Here is a 15545-nt window from a genome sequence, read left to right as displayed (position 1 = left end):
TGCCCTCTTGCCGAGTTCGGTTTGAGTTCTGGGCTCCGCCGACGTAGCCTTAGTCGGTTGACTTATGCCCTCGAGGCAGTCCCGTCCGTCCCCGGTGAGAGCGTTCCGGTGACAACCCATCCGGAGTGATTCCATGAGCAAGCGCACGTTCCAGCCCAACAACCGCCGCCGCGCCAAGAAGCACGGCTTCCGCGCCCGTATGCGCACCCGCGCCGGTCGTTCGATCCTTTCGGCTCGTCGCGCCAAGGGGCGCACCGAGCTCTCGGCCTGACCCGAGCGTTGCTCTCGCGGCCGAACCGACTGACCGACGGCGCCGAGTACAAGGCTGTCGTCCGTCGCGGCGTGCGATGTTCCGGGCCTCACACCGTCACCTACGTGGTGGCGACCGGTGAGGACCGAGCCGCACGATTCGGTTTCATCGTGAGCAAGAAGGTCGGTTCCGCCGTCGTCCGCAACACGGTCAGACGTCGACTCAAGGCCATCTGCGCGTCCGCGCTCCCGACTCTCGGTCGGGGCGCGGACGTTGTCGTGCGTGCACTTCCGGGGGCCGCCGACGCGAGCTTCCAGGAGCTGGACGCCCACGTGAACAGATGCCTGGCCCGGAGCGCATCGTGAGCACGTCGACGCTGCCGGCCGCATCCGTCGGGACCGCGCATCTGCCGACCGGCGGGTGGCTCGCCAGCATCCCCCTCGTTCCCCGGAACGCCGCGCTCGCCCTTCTGCACGGGTATCGCGCCACGATCTCCCACACGTACGGCGACGTCTGCCGCTACTACCCCTCCTGTTCGGCCTACGCGGTCGGTGCAGTCCAGCAGCACGGCGCAGTCAAGGGCGCGGCGATGGCCGCTGCTCGTATCGCGCGGTGCCATCCGTGGGCCGAGGGCGGCATCGACGACCCTTCGCCGCACCCCCACTTCTCGCACGCTCTCACCCGGCACGGTTTCGTCGTGCCTGTCAGAAAGGACTGATCCCCGTGGATCTGGTACTTGCTTCTGCCGCGCAACAGTCGTCCGGCGGATTCGATCTTCTCGGAACGATCCTCTGGCCACTGAAGTGGCTCGTGGAGCTCGTTCTCGTCGGCTGGCACTCCGTCTGGACGTTCCTGGGCCTCGCCCCGGACTCCGGTATCGCGTGGGTGCTGTCGATCGTCGGCCTCGTCATCGTCGTCCGCGCCGCCCTGATCCCGCTGTTCGTGAAGCAGATCAAGAGCCAGCGAAAGATGATGGAAATCGCTCCTGAACTGCGAAAAGTTCAGGAGAAGTACCGCGGCAAGAAGGATCAGCTCTCCCGCGAGGCGATGAGCCGCGAAACCATGGCCCTGTATAAGAAGCACGGGACGACCCCCATCTCGGGGTGCCTGCCGTTGCTGGTGCAGATGCCGGTCTTCTTCTCGCTGTACAGCGTGCTCAACGACGTCGCAAAGCACGCCACGCAGGGGATCGGTGGCGTCGGCCTCCTGAACGCCGATCTGACCTCGGAGTTCTACGACGCTCGGCTGTTCGGGGTGGCGTCTCTGCACGACACTCTGGTCGGGGCGTGGGGTAAGCCCGACGGCACGACGACGGTCATCATCCTGATCGTGCTCGTGGTGCTGATGATCTCGTCGCAGTTCTTCACGCAGCTGCAGATCATCTCTAAGAACCTCTCCCCCGAGGCCAAGACCGGCCAGGCGTACCAGATGCAGCGCATCATGCTCTTCATCCTGCCGCTCGGTTTCATCTTCTCCGGTGTGTTCTTCCCGCTCGGCGTCGTCGTGTACTGGTTCGTGAGCAACCTGTGGACGATGGTTCAGCAGTTCCTCGTCATCCGTAACCTGCCGACCCCCGGGTCCGAGGCAGCCAAGGCACGTGAAGAGCGACTCGCGCGTCGAGGCAAGGCGCTCGACGCGAAGGGTCGCGTCATCACGATGGAGAAGTACGAGGCCGAGCAGGCGCGTCTTCTCGAGGAAGCAGAGCGCAAGCGCGCCGCTGCCCCGAAGCGTCAGCAGCCCGTGGGCAAGCAGCGCGCGAAGAAGCAGGGTCCGAAGCCGACCACCACGCCTCCGCGCGCGGGTACCGGCGATTCACCCGCGACTCCCCCGTCCGCCTGATCCCCGAGGACTCCGCAGATGACTGAGACTGTGCACACCGCGCCCGAATCCGAGTCGATCGAGCAGCTCGAGCAGGAGGGCGACGCCGCGGCGGACTTCCTGGAAGGCCTGCTCGACATCGTCGACGTCGACGGCGACTTGGCCATGGATGTGCGCAACGGGCGTGCCTACGTGTCCATCGAGTCGGATGGTGACGACGACTCGTTGCGGATCCTGGCTAACCCCGACACGGTTTCGGCGCTCCAGGAGCTCACCCGCCTTGCGGTTCAGAGCAGCACGGGTCGGTTCTCCCGCTTGATCCTGGATGTGAGCGGATCGCGGGATGCGCGTCGCCGCCAGCTGGACGCGCTGGTGGCTCGCGCCGCAGATCGACTGGATGAGGGCGCCTCGCAGGCCTCCCTTCCGGCCATGTCGAGCTACGAGCGAAAGCTGGTGCACGACATCGCGGCCGAGCGCGGCCTCGTTTCCGAGTCGTACGGCGACGGTGCGGACCGGCACACGGTTCTGCGTCGCGCGTGAATGTTTCACGTGAAACATCGGCAATGAGCCTCGAGCAGGAGCCGGCATCTGCGGCGACCATCTTCGGTGACCGCGTCGATCTCGCCCGGCAGTTCACGGCCAATCTCGCAGCCGAGGGTGAGACCCGCGGTCTTATCGGTCCGCTCGAGGTTCCTCGACTGTGGACCCGCCACATTCTGAACAGCGCGGTGATCGCGCCTCTTTTCTCCGCTGGCCGGGTCGGCGACGTGGGATCCGGTGCCGGTCTGCCAGGACTCGTGGCGGCGATCGCGCGACCCGACGTCACCTGGGTGCTCATCGAGCCGATGGAGCGACGCACGACGTGGCTGCAGGAGCAGGCCGATGAGCTCGGGCTGACGAACGTCGAGGTCGTTCGCGGTCGTGCCGAGGACTGGACCGAAGGTGCGTCCCTGGATGCGGTGACGGCCCGCGCCGTGAGCGCTCTTCGTACGCTGCTGCCACTGACCGTGCCCCTCGTGCGCAACGGTGGAGAGATCATCCTCATGAAGGGCGTCTCCGCGGACGCCGAGATCGAGAAGGCCGCGAAGCAGATCCGCCACCTTCGCCTCGCTGACGTCCGCGTCGAGCTGGTCGGCAAGGACCTTCTCGACGAACCGACTCGCGTGGTCCGGGCGGTCGTCCGTCGCTGACATTGTCGATGTTTCACGTGAAACATCTGATCGGGTCGTGTCAGGTCTCCCGGCTAAAGTGGACAGGTCCCCCCGAATGCGAAAGGCCAAGTGTTTCACGTGAAACATTCCGATGACGCCGTGACGACATTCGATCTCGACACCCCGCTCGCTCGTGAGATCGCTGATCTCCGCGCCCGGCGCCGAGCGCTGGAGACCACCGAGGTCGCACTGCCCACACGCACGCGGGTGCTGACGGTCTCCAACCAGAAGGGCGGAGTGGGAAAGACCACGACTGCCGTGAATCTGGCCGCTGCGCTGGCGAGTGTGGGTGCCCGCGTGCTCGTGATCGACCTCGACCCGCAGGGGAACGCATCCACCGCGTTGGGTGTGCCGCACACGGCGGACGTTCCCAGCGTGTACGACGTGCTCATCGATGAATTTCCCCTCGCCGACATCGTGCAGACGAGTCCCGAGTCACCTCTGCTCACCTGCGCGCCGAGTACTATCCATCTCGCCGGCGCGGAGATCGAACTGGTTTCGCAGGTCGCGCGCGAGCATCGGCTCCGTCGGTCTCTCGACGAGTACCTCGCCAGCGTCGCGGAAGCACCGCACGTCGTGATCATCGACTGCCCGCCTTCGCTCGGACTACTGACCATCAACGCCTTCACGGCCGCGAACGAGGTACTCATCCCCATCCAGTGCGAGTATTACGCGCTCGAGGGCCTGAGCCAGCTGCTCGGGAGTGTGCAGATGATCCAGAAGCACCTGAATCCACCCCTGCACGTCTCGACGATCCTGCTGACGATGTACGACGGACGCACGCGACTCGCGCAGCAGGTCGCTGATGAAGTGCGGGAGCACTTTCCCGAAGAGGTCATGCGCACCGTGATCCCGCGCTCCGTGCGCGTCTCCGAGGCCCCGAGCTTCGGACAGACCGTCATCGCTTACGACGGCCAGTCCGCGGGCGCCGTCGCCTACCGCGAAGCCGCGGTGGAGTTGCTGGCGCGCGGCACGAAGAATCAGGCCGGCACCGCCGAGCCGACGATCGAAGGAGAATCCTGATGGCGAAGCGAACCGGTCTCGGAAGAGGCATCGGCGCACTCATCCCGACGAGTGAGCCGTCGGAGGCGCGTCCGGTGGACGTCTTCTTCCCCGGGGCGCCCGGATCGGCGGCGGCCCAGGCCGCCGAGGCCGCTCAGCAGGCGGCCGCGCCGCAGCTGCTCGAGGTGCCGGGCGCGCGTCTGGTGCAGATCGACCCCCACAGCATCGTCCCCAACCCTCGTCAGCCGCGCACGCACTTCGATGCCGACGACCTGGCCGAACTGGTACACAGTGTGCGGGAGTTCGGTGTTCTTCAGCCGGTCGTCGTCCGCGACACCGGCGAAGGCACCTACGAGCTCATCATGGGGGAGCGCCGTACGCGCGCCGCACGCGAAGCTGGCCTGAAGACCATGCCCGCGATCGTCCGAGAGACCGCGGACGAAGATCTCCTGCGTGACGCTCTGCTGGAGAACCTCCATCGTTCACAGCTGAACCCACTCGAAGAGGCATCCGCCTATCAGCAGCTTCTCGAAGACTTCGGCATCACGCAGGAGCAGCTCGCCGGCCGCATCGGACGATCCCGCCCGCAGATCTCCAACACCATCCGCCTGCTCCGTCTGCCGGTGCCCGTGCAGCAGCGCGTCGCCGCGGGTGTGCTTACCGCCGGCCACGCCCGCGCCATTCTCGCGCTCGACGATGTCGAGGCGATGCAGCGGCTGTCCGACAAGATCGTGAACGAGGATCTCTCCGTCCGCGCTGCCGAGGCGGTCGTGAAGACGGGCGTCTCGTCCGCGCGGACCGCGCCGAAGGCAGGGGCACGACGGGGTCACCTCGACGAGGTCGCGGAACGCCTCGGAGACCGGTTGAACACCCGGGTCAAGATCTCGCTCACTGCGCGAAAAGGCCAGATCATGATCGATTTCGCCACCATCCAGGATCTCAACCGGATCCTCGCGGAACTGGGCGAAGACACCCTCGGATCGCGCTGATCGAAGCGAGGGCGGGGGCCCGTCCGGCGCATTCACCGCATAAACTTGTGGGGTGAATCCCGAGTCCCTCCGTCGCCGCGCCAGCCTCGAGCTGCTTCGCGCGGAGGCGGCGGATGAGCTCTCGGTCCTCGTGGAGGAGCGACTGCGCGGCGGCGAAGACCCGTGGGATTTCATGGAGGATCTGCCATCGGTCGACGAATTGGTCGTGTTCATCCTTCGCGCCGACAACATCGCGGAGTCGGGGTCGGGTCGCCCGAGTCCTGCCCGCCACTATCGGGTGCTCCGCCAGATCGCCCTGGACTACCCCGATCTCACGGAGGCGGTGTGGCGCCTGCTCGGAGACACGAATACGTCTCGGCGATGGGACCCGATGGTTCGTGGAGAAGCATCCTAAGCATCGGTTGTCGCACAACGAACACGAAGAAGGCCCGCAGCGAGTGCTGCGGGCCTTCTCACGTCGGGGGAACTCAGCCGATGTAGGGCGCGAGGTCCTTCTCGAGGGCGAACTTCGGCTTGGCGCCGATGATCGTCGTCTTCACTTCGCCGCCCTGGAACACCTTCATGGCCGGGATCGAGGTGATCTGGTACTTCATCGCGAGATCGGGGTTCTCGTCGACGTTCAACTTGAGAACCGTGATCTTCTCCGGGTGCTCGGCCTGGATCTCATCGAGAACCGGCGCGACCATGCGACACGGTCCGCACCAGGCTGCCCAGAAGTCGACCAGAACGGGGCCTTCGGCCTCGAGAACGTCCTGGTCCCACGTGTTCGAGCTCGTCGCCTTCGCAGTCATTGTCTTCTCCTTGGATAAAAGTCTTACTCGTGCGAACGCACACCGTGCGTCCGATGTTCCCGTCAGACGACGGGCAGGCCCTCGATCTGGTCGGCGTCGGCCGCCGGAGCGCCCGCTTCGTCGAGTGCGGCGAGGAAGTGCTCGGCGTCGAGAGCCGCGACGGTGCCACTGGCAGCCGCGGTGACCGCCTGGCGGTAGGTGGGGTCGATGACGTCGCCGGCCGCGAACACACCCGGCACCGACGTCCGCGAGGAGCGGCCGTCGACCCAGATCGTGCCCTCGGGGGTGAGATCGAGCTGATCGTGCACCAGGTGCGTGCGCGGGTCGTTGCCGATCGCGACGAACAGGCCCTGCACGGGCAGCTGTCGGGTGGACCCGTCGATGGTCGAGGTCAGTTCGAGGCCGTTGACCGCATCCTCACCGAGGACGTCGGTGACCGCACTGTTCCAGATGAACTCGATCTTCTCGTTCGCGAACGCGCGCTCCTGCATGATCTTGGACGCGCGCAGCTCATCGCGACGGTGGATGACGTGCACCTTCGATGCGAAACGGGTGAGGAAGGTGGCTTCCTCCATGGCGGAATCCCCACCGCCGACGACGGCGATCTCGCGCTCGCGGAAGAAGAAGCCATCGCACGTGGCGCACCAGGACACCCCGCGGCCCGACAGGCGCTCTTCGCCCTCGATGCCGATCTTCCGGTACGCAGAACCGGTGGCGAAGATCAGCGCGCTGGCTTCTTCGCTCCGTCCGCTGCCGAGGGTGACCTTCTTCACGGTTCCGGAGAGGTCGAGCGAGGTGACGTCGTCGTAGACGACCTCCGCACCGAACTTCTCGGCCTGTTCCTGCATCTTGGTCATCAGGTCGGGGCCCTGAATGGCCTCCGGGAACCCGGGGAAGTTCTCCACCTCGGTGGTGTTCATGAGCTCACCGCCCGCCTCGACGGAACTCGCGATCACGAGAGGCTTCAGGTTGGCACGCGCGGCGTAGATGGCGGCCGTGTATCCGGCCGGGCCGGAGCCGATGATGATGAGCTGGCGCACGTGCGTGTTCTCCTTGGGGATCGAGACTTGCGTGACGTTCGGTGTCGTCAACACATGGTAGCCGCGGGACATTCCCGCGAGCGGGGGGATGCGGGCGCCTCAGCGACCGGGCAGGATGCGGCGCAGCATCCCGAGCGCGGGGGCGAGCTCGGGCGTGCGCAGTGCGGCGAGCACCGCGAAATACGCGACGAGACTCGTGAGTCCGATGATGCCGGTGCCCAACGCGCCGAAGATCTTGTCGGTCGTCGTCCACCCGTCGTCTCCGCCGAGCAGCAGATACACGCCCCACCCGGCCGCCGCGGCGGGAACGGCAGCGATGACGTATCGCACGATCGCCGTGATCCACGAGGCGATGCCGAGGCGCCCGAGCCGGCGGCGGAGCAGCCACGTCGCCAGCAGCACCTGCACCGTGATCGCGAGCGATTGTCCGAGCGCGACACCCGCGGCGAGCCAGGTGTTCGGAAGGATCCACCCGGCGACGACCGCCGTGACGACCACGAGTACGCCCTGGATGGCGGTGAAGACGAACGGGGTACGGGTGTCGTCGTAGGCGTAGAACGTGCGCTGCACGATGAACAGCACCGACAGCGGCAGCAGGCTCACGAGATAGGCGAGGAGCACGGGCGCGGCGGCCACCGCATCCGCTTCGCTGTTCGTGAAGATGCGGGATGCCGGCACCGCGGCGACCGCGATGGCCGCTGCGGCGATGACGATGAACAGGCTGATGATGCGGATGCTGCGCGCCACGTCCGTTCGCACGTCGCTGTCGCGGCCCGCGCTCGCGTGCTCGCTGATCTGCGTGAAGTAAGGGGTGCCGATGGAGAGCACGATGACGGAGTACGGGAGCATGAAGATCAGCCACGCGTTGCCGGTGGCGGCCACGGAGGCCCCGACGCCGGACGCGTCCGCGACGACGCGCGTCTGCACGAGGCCGGCGATCTGACCGACGACGACCATCGCTGCCGTCCAGCCGGCGAGCCGGCCCATGTTCCGGAAGCCGAGGCCCCGCCACCGGAAGTCGGGGCGGAGATGCAGCCCCGTGCGCCGCCAGAACACCAGCAGGATGAGCGCCTGTACGGCGATGCCGATGGTGGCGGTACCGCCGAGGAGGGCGACCATACCGGGCGTCCAGTCGTCGACGCGGGTGAGGTCGGAGCCGAACACGAAGGCGATCGCGAGGAATCCCGCGATCGACACGACATTGTTGACCACCGGTGCCCAGGTGAACGGGCCGAAGATACGCCGGGCGTTCAGTGTCTCGCCGAGCAGAGAATACAGACCGTAGAAGAAGATCTGCGGCAGGCACCAGTAGGCGAACGCCGTCGCGAGGGCCTGCTGTTCCGGGGTGAAGTTGTCGGCGTAGAGCGAGATCAGGAGCGGAGCGGCGAGCGTGACGACCGCCGTGACCGCGAGAAGCACGACCACTCCGGCCGTGAAGAGTGCGGAGATGAATCTCTGTCCGCCGTCCGACCGCGCGCTCTCGCGCACGATCTGCGGCACGATGACGGCCGTGAGAACGCCCGCGGAGATGATCGCGTAGACGTTGTTCGGCAGCTGGTTGGCCAGCGCGAACGCGTCGGCCGCGGGGGAGGCGATCGACCCGATCACCCCGACCAGGACGATCGTGCGGATGAGTCCGCTCACCCGCGAGACCATGGTTCCCGCGCCGAGCAGCACGCTCGCCCGTCCGAGTCCGCTCACGATCGATCCTCCGGAGATTCGGGGGCGGATGCGGCATCGTCGGTGACCGCATCCGGCGCGTCATCCGCGGGTGCATCCGCGGCACCCGCGGTCGCGTCGATGCCCGTGCCGGTCGCCTTCGCGCGACGTCGACGGCGCACCGTGCGAACGACACCGAGCACGAGGAAGCCGACGATGAGCGTGGCCAGAATGGCGGTGCCGTAGGCCTCCCAGTCGGCGCGAACGTTCACATCGACCGTCTGGGGGGTGCCGATCGGCTCGGACGACGGGCTGCGCAGGCTCAGCACGATCTTCACGTCGCCGTTTCCGATTCGCGCGCGCACGGGGATGGCGACCGGGGTGTTCGAGGACGCCGCGGCGAGCACCACGGTCTGGCGGTCGATCTCGAGCCGGAGGTCGTTGGGATCGGCGTCGAGGACGACGTTCACGGGGTACGGCAGGTCATTGTGCACCCAGAAGCGCAGGTCGGTGCCCGCGGTGAGCAGGTTGAGGGGGCTCGAGGGCAGGATGCCGACGGCGGCGAGTGTCTCCTCGGTCGCTGCGCGGTGGTTCGCGTAGGCGGTCGCCCAGTCTGCGCCGCCGCTCTGCCATCCCGCCCCGAGCAGCTGCAGGATGCTGGCGCGTTCGGGACCGGTGAGCAGGTTCGGGTCGTCGAGGATGGTGGCGAACCGCGCGATGCGGTCGGCGCCATCCGACAGCGGACCGATCGCGGACACACGGTCGGCATCGCTCGGAGCGTCGGCGACCGTGACGGCACGCGCCTCGGCGCCGAGGATGCCGTCGAGCCCGGTGACCGTGAGGCCCGGGACGCTCGCGGCGTCGATCGCGCCCCGGAGGCCGGCACGGGTGCGGTCGTTCGCCCGGTCGACCGTCACCAGGAGCGCGGAACCCCCGGAGGCGGCGGCCGCGAGCGTGAGGTCGGCGGATGCGGCGGCCAGCAGCGCCTGTCGGGTGGCCCCGTCGCCTTCGACCGAGGCCGAGAGGAGGGTGCTCGACACGGCGTGGTCGGTGAGGAGCAGCCCGGCGTCGCCCGCCGCGGCTCGGCCGGACGATGCGCCCGAATCGGCGGGGGTGACGGCGGCGGAATCGAGCACGGTGACGGCACCGGGAACGCTCGCGGCGAGCGTCGACACGACTGACGGGCCGGCGCTGCCCGATACGGGCCAGTAGATCGTCGGGGCGGTCGGGTCACCGATGTCGAGGAGCGTCGCCAGATCGGGAAGCACGGGTGCGTCGGCGTCGCCCTCCGTCTGGCCGGGGGCGGGCGTCGTGGGCGTGGCCGTCGGGTCGGGCACCGAGGTCGCGTCGACGTAGGCGGTCAGCGAGGTCGGTTGCCACGGCGTCGCCAGCCCCGCATCGATCTGCGTGGCCACATCCGCGTCGCCGAACTGCAGGGCGAACCGCGAGTTCGGCAGCTGCAGGAGGCGCGTGAGCCACTCCTGCGCCGACGCGGGGGCGGACGTGCCGAGCACCCGGATGGCGGCGGGCACGGCGGGATCGATCGCGAGGATCGCGGCGGTTCCTTCGACCGCATCCAGAATCGCGGTCAGGGAGCCGTCGGTGCCGGTGAGGGTCTCGAGCTGCGCCCGGGTGAGGAGTCCGCGCTCGAGGGGACCCGCCGTGACGGGCACGATCACGCCCACGGGGGCCGCGGCCGACCCGGGAACCACGATGACCGACCGGGCCTCCCGGCCGCCGAACACGAGTCGGAGCGGGTAGACACCGGGCTGCCGCCCCACGAGGGCCTCGTCGTCGGCGGGCACCTGCAGGCTGCCGGTCGCGGTGTCGCCCGCGATCACGGTTTCGATGCGGGTGGCGCCGACCTGGCGCCCGGTGTCGGCCGCGGCGGTGCCGTCGAGCCACGCCGCAAGAGCCGCGCGATCGCCGAGCGGAGCATCTCCGAGCTGGAGGGTGGCGTCATCCGCCGGCACTCGCAGTGCCGTGCCGTTCTGCACGGAGAACTGCACCGTCAGTGCAGCGCCGGAGGCGAGCACGCCGTTGCTGGCCGGCGCGACCGCGAACTCGACCTCGCCGCTCGCCGTGGGAGAGGGGGTCGGCGTCGTCTGCGCGTGCGCCGGCGCGGCCACGATGATGCCGATCAGCACGAGGACGGCAAGCAGGGCCGAGAGTATGCGCGAGCGTCGTCGCGTCGCGGTGATGCCCGCGTGGGCCGAAGTCGGGATCATGCGTCAGAGGGGTCCGGTGCGATGAAAGGACCGCACGGTCGAGTGCGATTCTACGGGGGCGGACCCTTCGGATCGGGTGTGCATCCGCGGTGCGTTGCCCGACCCGTTTGAATAGAGCACATGGATCAGTCGCTCGTCCGGACGCTCGCTGTTGACCTCGCGAACGCGGGTCTGACCGATGACGGGCTGCGCGTTCGGCTGGGGGCACCCGCCGCGGACGCCCTCGACCGGGGTGACGGAACCCCCGCGCGGCGCGCGCTGAGGGGCGCCACCGATCCGCTCGCGCTGCTGGCGCGCCTGTTCGTGCTGGGGGATGCGGTGCCCCTCAGCACGGCGGCATCGAGCCTTGGTCGCCCGACGATCGACGCGGCGGTCGGTCTCGGCGTGCTGGGGGTCGAGGGCGAACGCGCCGTGCCGCTCGTCGCCATCCGTCCGCACACCTTCGCACCGGGCGAGGCCGGCTGGATCGCGAGCGACCTCGATGAGCTGGCGGGCGTCTTCCCGCTGCGGCCCGATCACGTGCTCGGCGTCGGCGGCGCGGGGCGCACGCTGGCCGCGCTGCTGCCCCCGGAGGGCACCGGCCGTGCCCTCGATCTCGGCTGCGGGTGCGGGATCATCGCGCTGCATCTGCGGCGGCGGGGGTTCGATGTCGTCGCGACCGACATCTCCGAGCGGGCGCTGTGGTTCACGCGGCTGAACGCCGCGCTGAACGGACTCGACGGAATCGAGGTGCGGCTCGGGAGCCTCTACGAGCCGGTGGCGGGCGAGCGATTCGCACTGATCGCCTCGAATCCGCCGTTCGTCATCACTCCCCGCACCGACGCCGTGCCCCACTACGAGTACCGCGACGGCGGGGCGCGCGGCGACGACCTGATGGCGCAGGTGGTGACCGGTGCCCGCGCTCACCTCGAGCCGGACGGTTCGGTGCGGCTCCTCGGCAACTGGGAGGACGCACCGGATGCGGACGGCCTCGACCGCGTGCGCACCTGGACGACCGGGCTCGGTGCATGGGTGATCGAACGAGAGCACCTCGACCCGGTCCGCTACGCACAGCTGTGGGTGCGCGACGGGGGCACCCGGCCGGGAACACCCGAGTACGAGACGCTGCTCGACGCGTGGCTCGACGACTTCGCCGCGCGCGATGTCAGCGGCGTCGGCATGGGCTGGGTCATCCTGCAGAACGCGCCCGGGCTCGACCGGTTCGAGCGCATCGGACGGCAGATCGACCCGACCGGGCTCGGCGCGCACGTCGCCGACGCGCTGACCGTAGCGGGCGCTCTGAGCGAGATCGACGATGCGGCGCTCGCCGCATCCGTTCTCCAGGTGACCGGTGATGTGACCGAGGCCCGCCATCACGTACCCGGGTCGGACGCCCCGAGCGTCATCGAGCTGCGTCAGGGCGGGGCGTTCGGTCGCACGGTGGATGCCGACCCGTCCCTCGCGGCGCTGGTCGGAGCGTGCGACGGCGAACTGCCGGTCGGCGTACTGATCGACGCGATCGCCCAGCTGCTCGAGGTCGATGCCGCGGACCTGCGCGCCGACCTGTTGCCGCAGGTGCGCGAGCTGCTGTTCACGGGCTTCCTCGTGGCGGCCGGATAGGCTCGAAGTCATGCTCAATATGGCCGAGGGGATGGCGCGTCTCGCTGCGCTGGCGGAGTCTCGGGTCGTGTCGACCGTCGCACGCGCGTTCGCCGACGCGGGTCACGAGCTGGCGATCGTGGGCGGTCCGGTGCGCGATGCGATCCTCGGCCGACCGACCCACGACCTCGATTTCACGACGGATGCGCGGCCCGACGACATCCTGCGGATCGTCACGCCGATCTCCACCGCGCAGTGGGACATCGGCCGCGCATTCGGCACGATCGGCGCACGGATCGCCGGCGAGCAGGTCGAGATCACGACCTATCGCGCCGACAGCTACGACGGCGTCACCCGCAAGCCGACGGTCGCCTTCGGCGACACCCTCGAGGACGACCTCGTGCGCCGCGACTTCACGGTGAACGCCATGGCGCTGCGGGTACCCGGGCCCACCCTCGTCGACCCGAACGGCGGCGTCGAGGACCTGCTCCGCGGGCTGCTCCGCACCCCGACCGACCCGCGCATCAGCTTCGGCGACGATCCGCTCCGGATGCTCCGCGCCGCGCGCTTCTCCTCCCAACTCGGGTTCGAGGTCGACCCCGCGACCGTCGAGGCGATCGAGCAGCTGCGCGAGACGCTGCGGATCGTGAGTCCGGAACGCATCCAGGGCGAACTCGTGCGGCTCCTGCAGACCGACGACCCGGTGCGCGGACTGCGGCTGCTGGTGGAGACCGAGCTGATCGAGGAGTTCCTGCCCGAGATTCCGGCGCTGCGTCTCGAGGTCGACGAGCACCATCATCACAAGGATGTCTACGAGCACTCGCTGACGGTGCTCCGGCAGGCCATCGAACTCGAGGGTGTGCGGCACCCGGATGCAGCCCCGGACGTCGCGCTCCGCCTCGCGGCACTGCTGCACGACATCGGCAAGCCGGCGACCCGCAAGCTCGAGCCGGGCGGTGGGGTGACCTTCCACCACCACGATGTGAAGGGGTCACGGATGGCGCGGAAGCGCCTGAAGGACCTGCGCTTCGACGCGGCGACGATCGAGAGCGTGAGCCGGCTGATCGAGCTGCACCTGCGGTTCTTCGGCTACGCCGAGGGTGCGTGGACGGATGCCGCCGTGCGTCGCTACGTGCGCGACGCCGGCCCGGAGCTCGATCGACTCCACATCCTGACCCGCGCCGACGTGACCACCCGCAACAAGCGGAAGGCCGCGCGGCTCGCGAGCGCGTACGACGACATCGAGTCGCGCATCGACACTCTGCGCGAGCAGGAGGAGATCGACGCGATCCGGCCCGACCTGGACGGGAACGACATCCAGCGGATCCTCGGGATCACGCCTGGCCGCGAGGTCGGCGAGGCGTACCGGTTCTTGATGGAGCTGCGCCTCGACGAGGGCGTGCTCGGACCGGATGCCGCCGAGCAGCGCCTGCGCGCCTGGTGGGCCGCCCGCAGCTGAGGCCGCGGTGGTGCCCGGGCTGAGGTTCGATGCGTTCCCGGGTGGCGTTCGGCGGCGCTGTGCGCGCCCGAAGCGAGGAGATCTGCCCGGGCGAGGACCGCATCCGGGGTTTTGGTCCTCTGTTCGGCAGATCTCCTCGCTTCGGGCCGACTCGGAGTGGGCTGAGCCGAGCGGATGCGGGCTGACTCGGAGTGGGCAGAGCCGAGCGGATGCGGGGGCTCGGGCCGACTCGGCCCTACCGCCTCGGCCCTACCCCGACCCGGCCTGGCTCAGCCCCCGCCGGGGATCAGACCCGGGTGGCGGCGACCGCGGCGGCGATCGAGCGGCCCGCGTCGCGGGCGGAGCGCTCGGCCTCTTCGCGCAGCTCGGTGGCCAGGTCCGTGAAGGCGTCGAGGGCGGGGTTCACGCCCACGAGGGTGAACGGACGCTCCACCACGTGCAGGTCGAGGCCCCAGACGTCTTCGAACACGCGACGCAGCCACTGGGTCGAGTGGTCCCAGCCGGCTTTCGGGGTGCCCTCGGCGTAGTTGCCGCCGAGAACGGTCACCAGCACGGCGGGCTTGCCGCGGAGCGCGGTGCCCTGCGGGTCGATGCGAGAGTCGGTGTACGCGAGGTCGAACCAGGTCTTCACGTGCTGCGAGACGCCGTAGTTGTAGAGCGGAACGGTGAGGAGCAGGGCGTCGGCGTCGATGAGCTCGTCGGCCAGGTGGCTCGCGTGGGCGACCGCCGCACGCTGCAGCTCGGAACGATCGGCCTCGGGGGTGAAGCCGGCGGTGGCCGCCGCGGCCCAGTAGGTCGCGGGCACGGGGTCGGCCGCGGCATCCCGGCGGACCACCGGGGAGTCGGGGTACTCGGCGAGCCACTCGCTCTCGACGATGTCTCCGAGCGCGCGGCTGGCGGAGGTGGCGGGCAGGATGCTGGCGTCCAGACGGAACAGGGTCATGGGGAACTCTCCGATCATCGAAATCGCTATGTAAAGATTAGCGACTCTGGGAAAGGTAGCACGAGTAGACTGGGGGGATGGATGGGGGACGACACGAACTGCCGCAGTGCGACGCGGCGATCACGCGTGCGTTCTCGGTGCTCGGCAAACGCTGGAACGGCATGATCCTCGCGGTCCTCGGCGAAGACGACGACGCCTCCTTCGCCGCTCTCCGCCGCGCGGTGCTCGGCATCAGCGACGCCGTGCTGTCGGACCGCCTCGCGGAGCTCGCCGACGCCGGACTCATCGTGCGGATCGTGGATGCCGGACCCCCGGTCTCCGTCCGCTACCACCTCACCGACGCGGGCGAGCGGCTGATCCCGCTCCTGCGTCAGCTCGGCGAATGGGCCGACGGAAGCCTCACGCCCGCCGACTGAGCGGCGCGCCGCACCGCGGCACTCGGTCTCGGCCCTCGCGGGTTTCGGTCTCGTTACGGCTGCCCGCACTGCTTGTGAGAAAGCTGTGAACGGGTGAGGATGAACGGCATGCGCCGCGCGGCTCTCGCGCGGCGATCACCGTGGACACCGAAGGTACTCAC

At 68.9% G+C, this 15545-nt stretch carries 17 protein-coding genes; 12 read left to right on the top strand and 5 right to left on the bottom strand.

Annotation, left to right across the window (positions count from 1 at the left end; genetic code table 11):
* Positions 1-133 precede the first annotated feature (133 nt).
* The 9 genes from rpmH (at position 134) to LQ938_RS15360 (ending at position 5664) form a co-directional block, all read left to right on the top strand.
* Entirely contained in the window at positions 134-271 is a 138-nt protein-coding gene (gene rpmH / locus LQ938_RS15400) for a 50S ribosomal protein L34 (RefSeq protein ID WP_005054680.1), read from the top strand.
* Positions 272-342: 71 nt separating this feature from the next.
* Complete coding sequence (rnpA, locus tag LQ938_RS15395; RefSeq protein ID WP_231341391.1) at positions 343-615, top strand: ribonuclease P protein component; 273 nt, start codon at positions 343-345, stop codon at positions 613-615.
* Positions 591-968, top strand: coding sequence for a membrane protein insertion efficiency factor YidD (gene yidD / locus LQ938_RS15390; RefSeq protein ID WP_223722011.1), 378 nt, complete (start codon positions 591-593; stop codon positions 966-968). The genes rnpA and yidD overlap by 25 nt, the downstream gene beginning before the upstream one ends.
* A gap of 5 nt (positions 969-973) precedes the next feature.
* Positions 974-2089, top strand: a complete 1116-nt coding sequence (yidC, locus tag LQ938_RS15385; RefSeq protein ID WP_223722010.1) for a membrane protein insertase YidC — start codon at positions 974-976, stop codon at positions 2087-2089.
* An 18-nt stretch (positions 2090-2107) separates the two neighbouring features.
* Positions 2108-2608 (top strand): Jag family protein, encoded by a 501-nt coding sequence (locus LQ938_RS15380; RefSeq protein ID WP_223722009.1) that lies wholly within the window; start codon positions 2108-2110, stop codon positions 2606-2608.
* A 23-nt stretch (positions 2609-2631) separates the two neighbouring features.
* A complete protein-coding gene (gene rsmG, locus LQ938_RS15375; protein WP_223722008.1) occupies positions 2632-3258 on the top strand; it encodes a 16S rRNA (guanine(527)-N(7))-methyltransferase RsmG in 627 nt (208 codons plus the stop codon).
* Positions 3259-3348: 90 nt separating this feature from the next.
* A complete protein-coding gene (locus LQ938_RS15370) occupies positions 3349-4302 on the top strand; it encodes a ParA family protein (protein ID WP_269216553.1) in 954 nt (317 codons plus the stop codon).
* Positions 4302-5270, top strand: coding sequence for a ParB/RepB/Spo0J family partition protein (locus LQ938_RS15365; RefSeq protein WP_223722007.1), 969 nt, complete (start codon positions 4302-4304; stop codon positions 5268-5270). The genes LQ938_RS15370 and LQ938_RS15365 overlap by 1 nt, the downstream gene beginning before the upstream one ends.
* A 52-nt stretch (positions 5271-5322) precedes the next feature.
* Complete coding sequence (locus LQ938_RS15360) at positions 5323-5664, top strand: tryptophan synthase subunit alpha (protein ID WP_223722006.1); 342 nt, start codon at positions 5323-5325, stop codon at positions 5662-5664.
* Positions 5665-5737: 73 nt separating this feature from the next.
* On the opposite strand, the gene trxA is transcribed toward LQ938_RS15360, so the two are convergent.
* The 4 genes from trxA to LQ938_RS15340 form a co-directional block, all read right to left on the bottom strand.
* Complete coding sequence (gene trxA, locus LQ938_RS15355; RefSeq protein ID WP_223722005.1) at positions 5738-6061, bottom strand: thioredoxin; 324 nt, start codon at positions 6059-6061, stop codon at positions 5738-5740.
* A gap of 62 nt (positions 6062-6123) precedes the next feature.
* Complete coding sequence (gene trxB, locus LQ938_RS15350; RefSeq protein WP_223722539.1) at positions 6124-7101, bottom strand: thioredoxin-disulfide reductase; 978 nt, start codon at positions 7099-7101, stop codon at positions 6124-6126.
* Between the two features lie 99 nt (positions 7102-7200).
* Entirely contained in the window at positions 7201-8802 is a 1602-nt protein-coding gene (gene murJ / locus LQ938_RS15345) for a murein biosynthesis integral membrane protein MurJ (RefSeq protein ID WP_223722004.1), read from the bottom strand.
* The gene (locus tag LQ938_RS15340; protein ID WP_223722003.1) at positions 8799-10988 is read right to left on the bottom strand and encodes a DUF6049 family protein; all 2190 of its coding nucleotides are present in this window, start codon (positions 10986-10988) and stop codon (positions 8799-8801) included. The genes murJ and LQ938_RS15340 overlap by 4 nt, the downstream gene beginning before the upstream one ends.
* Before the next feature lie 120 nt (positions 10989-11108).
* Between LQ938_RS15340 and LQ938_RS15335 the strand changes: the two genes are divergently transcribed.
* Entirely contained in the window at positions 11109-12587 is a 1479-nt protein-coding gene (locus tag LQ938_RS15335; RefSeq protein ID WP_223722002.1) for a methyltransferase, read from the top strand.
* Positions 12588-12597: 10 nt separating this feature from the next.
* Positions 12598-14025: a CCA tRNA nucleotidyltransferase gene (locus tag LQ938_RS15330; protein ID WP_223722001.1), complete on the top strand. Its 1428-nt coding sequence runs from the start codon at positions 12598-12600 to the stop codon at positions 14023-14025.
* Between the two features lie 286 nt (positions 14026-14311).
* On the opposite strand, the gene LQ938_RS15325 is transcribed toward LQ938_RS15330, so the two are convergent.
* Complete coding sequence (locus tag LQ938_RS15325) at positions 14312-14968, bottom strand: FMN-dependent NADH-azoreductase (protein WP_223722000.1); 657 nt, start codon at positions 14966-14968, stop codon at positions 14312-14314.
* A gap of 77 nt (positions 14969-15045) precedes the next feature.
* Between LQ938_RS15325 and LQ938_RS15320 the strand changes: the two genes are divergently transcribed.
* Positions 15046-15384: a winged helix-turn-helix transcriptional regulator gene (locus LQ938_RS15320; protein ID WP_223721999.1), complete on the top strand. Its 339-nt coding sequence runs from the start codon at positions 15046-15048 to the stop codon at positions 15382-15384.
* Positions 15385-15545 lie beyond the last annotated feature (161 nt).

Origin of the sequence: Microbacterium sp. cx-55, assembly GCF_021117345.1 — a bacterium.
Taxonomy (GTDB): domain Bacteria; phylum Actinomycetota; class Actinomycetes; order Actinomycetales; family Microbacteriaceae; genus Microbacterium.
The sequence above is the reverse complement of the archived record's forward strand: the minus strand, read 5'-3'. Positions and strand labels throughout refer to the sequence as shown.

Coding starts and splice junctions, on each gene's coding strand:
- LQ938_RS15340 (WP_223722003.1), bottom strand. CDS start 10,988: ATGATCCCGACTTCGGCCCACGCGGGCATCACCGCGACGCGACGACGC.
- trxA (WP_223722005.1), bottom strand. CDS start 6,061: ATGACTGCGAAGGCGACGAGCTCGAACACGTGGGACCAGGACGTTCTC.
- LQ938_RS15365 (WP_223722007.1), top strand. CDS start 4,302: ATGGCGAAGCGAACCGGTCTCGGAAGAGGCATCGGCGCACTCATCCCG.
- LQ938_RS15380 (WP_223722009.1), top strand. CDS start 2,108: ATGACTGAGACTGTGCACACCGCGCCCGAATCCGAGTCGATCGAGCAG.
- LQ938_RS15325 (WP_223722000.1), bottom strand. CDS start 14,968: ATGACCCTGTTCCGTCTGGACGCCAGCATCCTGCCCGCCACCTCCGCC.
- LQ938_RS15330 (WP_223722001.1), top strand. CDS start 12,598: ATGCTCAATATGGCCGAGGGGATGGCGCGTCTCGCTGCGCTGGCGGAG.
- LQ938_RS15335 (WP_223722002.1), top strand. CDS start 11,109: ATGGATCAGTCGCTCGTCCGGACGCTCGCTGTTGACCTCGCGAACGCG.
- yidD (WP_223722011.1), top strand. CDS start 591: ATGCCTGGCCCGGAGCGCATCGTGAGCACGTCGACGCTGCCGGCCGCA.
- rsmG (WP_223722008.1), top strand. CDS start 2,632: ATGAGCCTCGAGCAGGAGCCGGCATCTGCGGCGACCATCTTCGGTGAC.
- LQ938_RS15320 (WP_223721999.1), top strand. CDS start 15,046: ATGGATGGGGGACGACACGAACTGCCGCAGTGCGACGCGGCGATCACG.
- rpmH (WP_005054680.1), top strand. CDS start 134: ATGAGCAAGCGCACGTTCCAGCCCAACAACCGCCGCCGCGCCAAGAAG.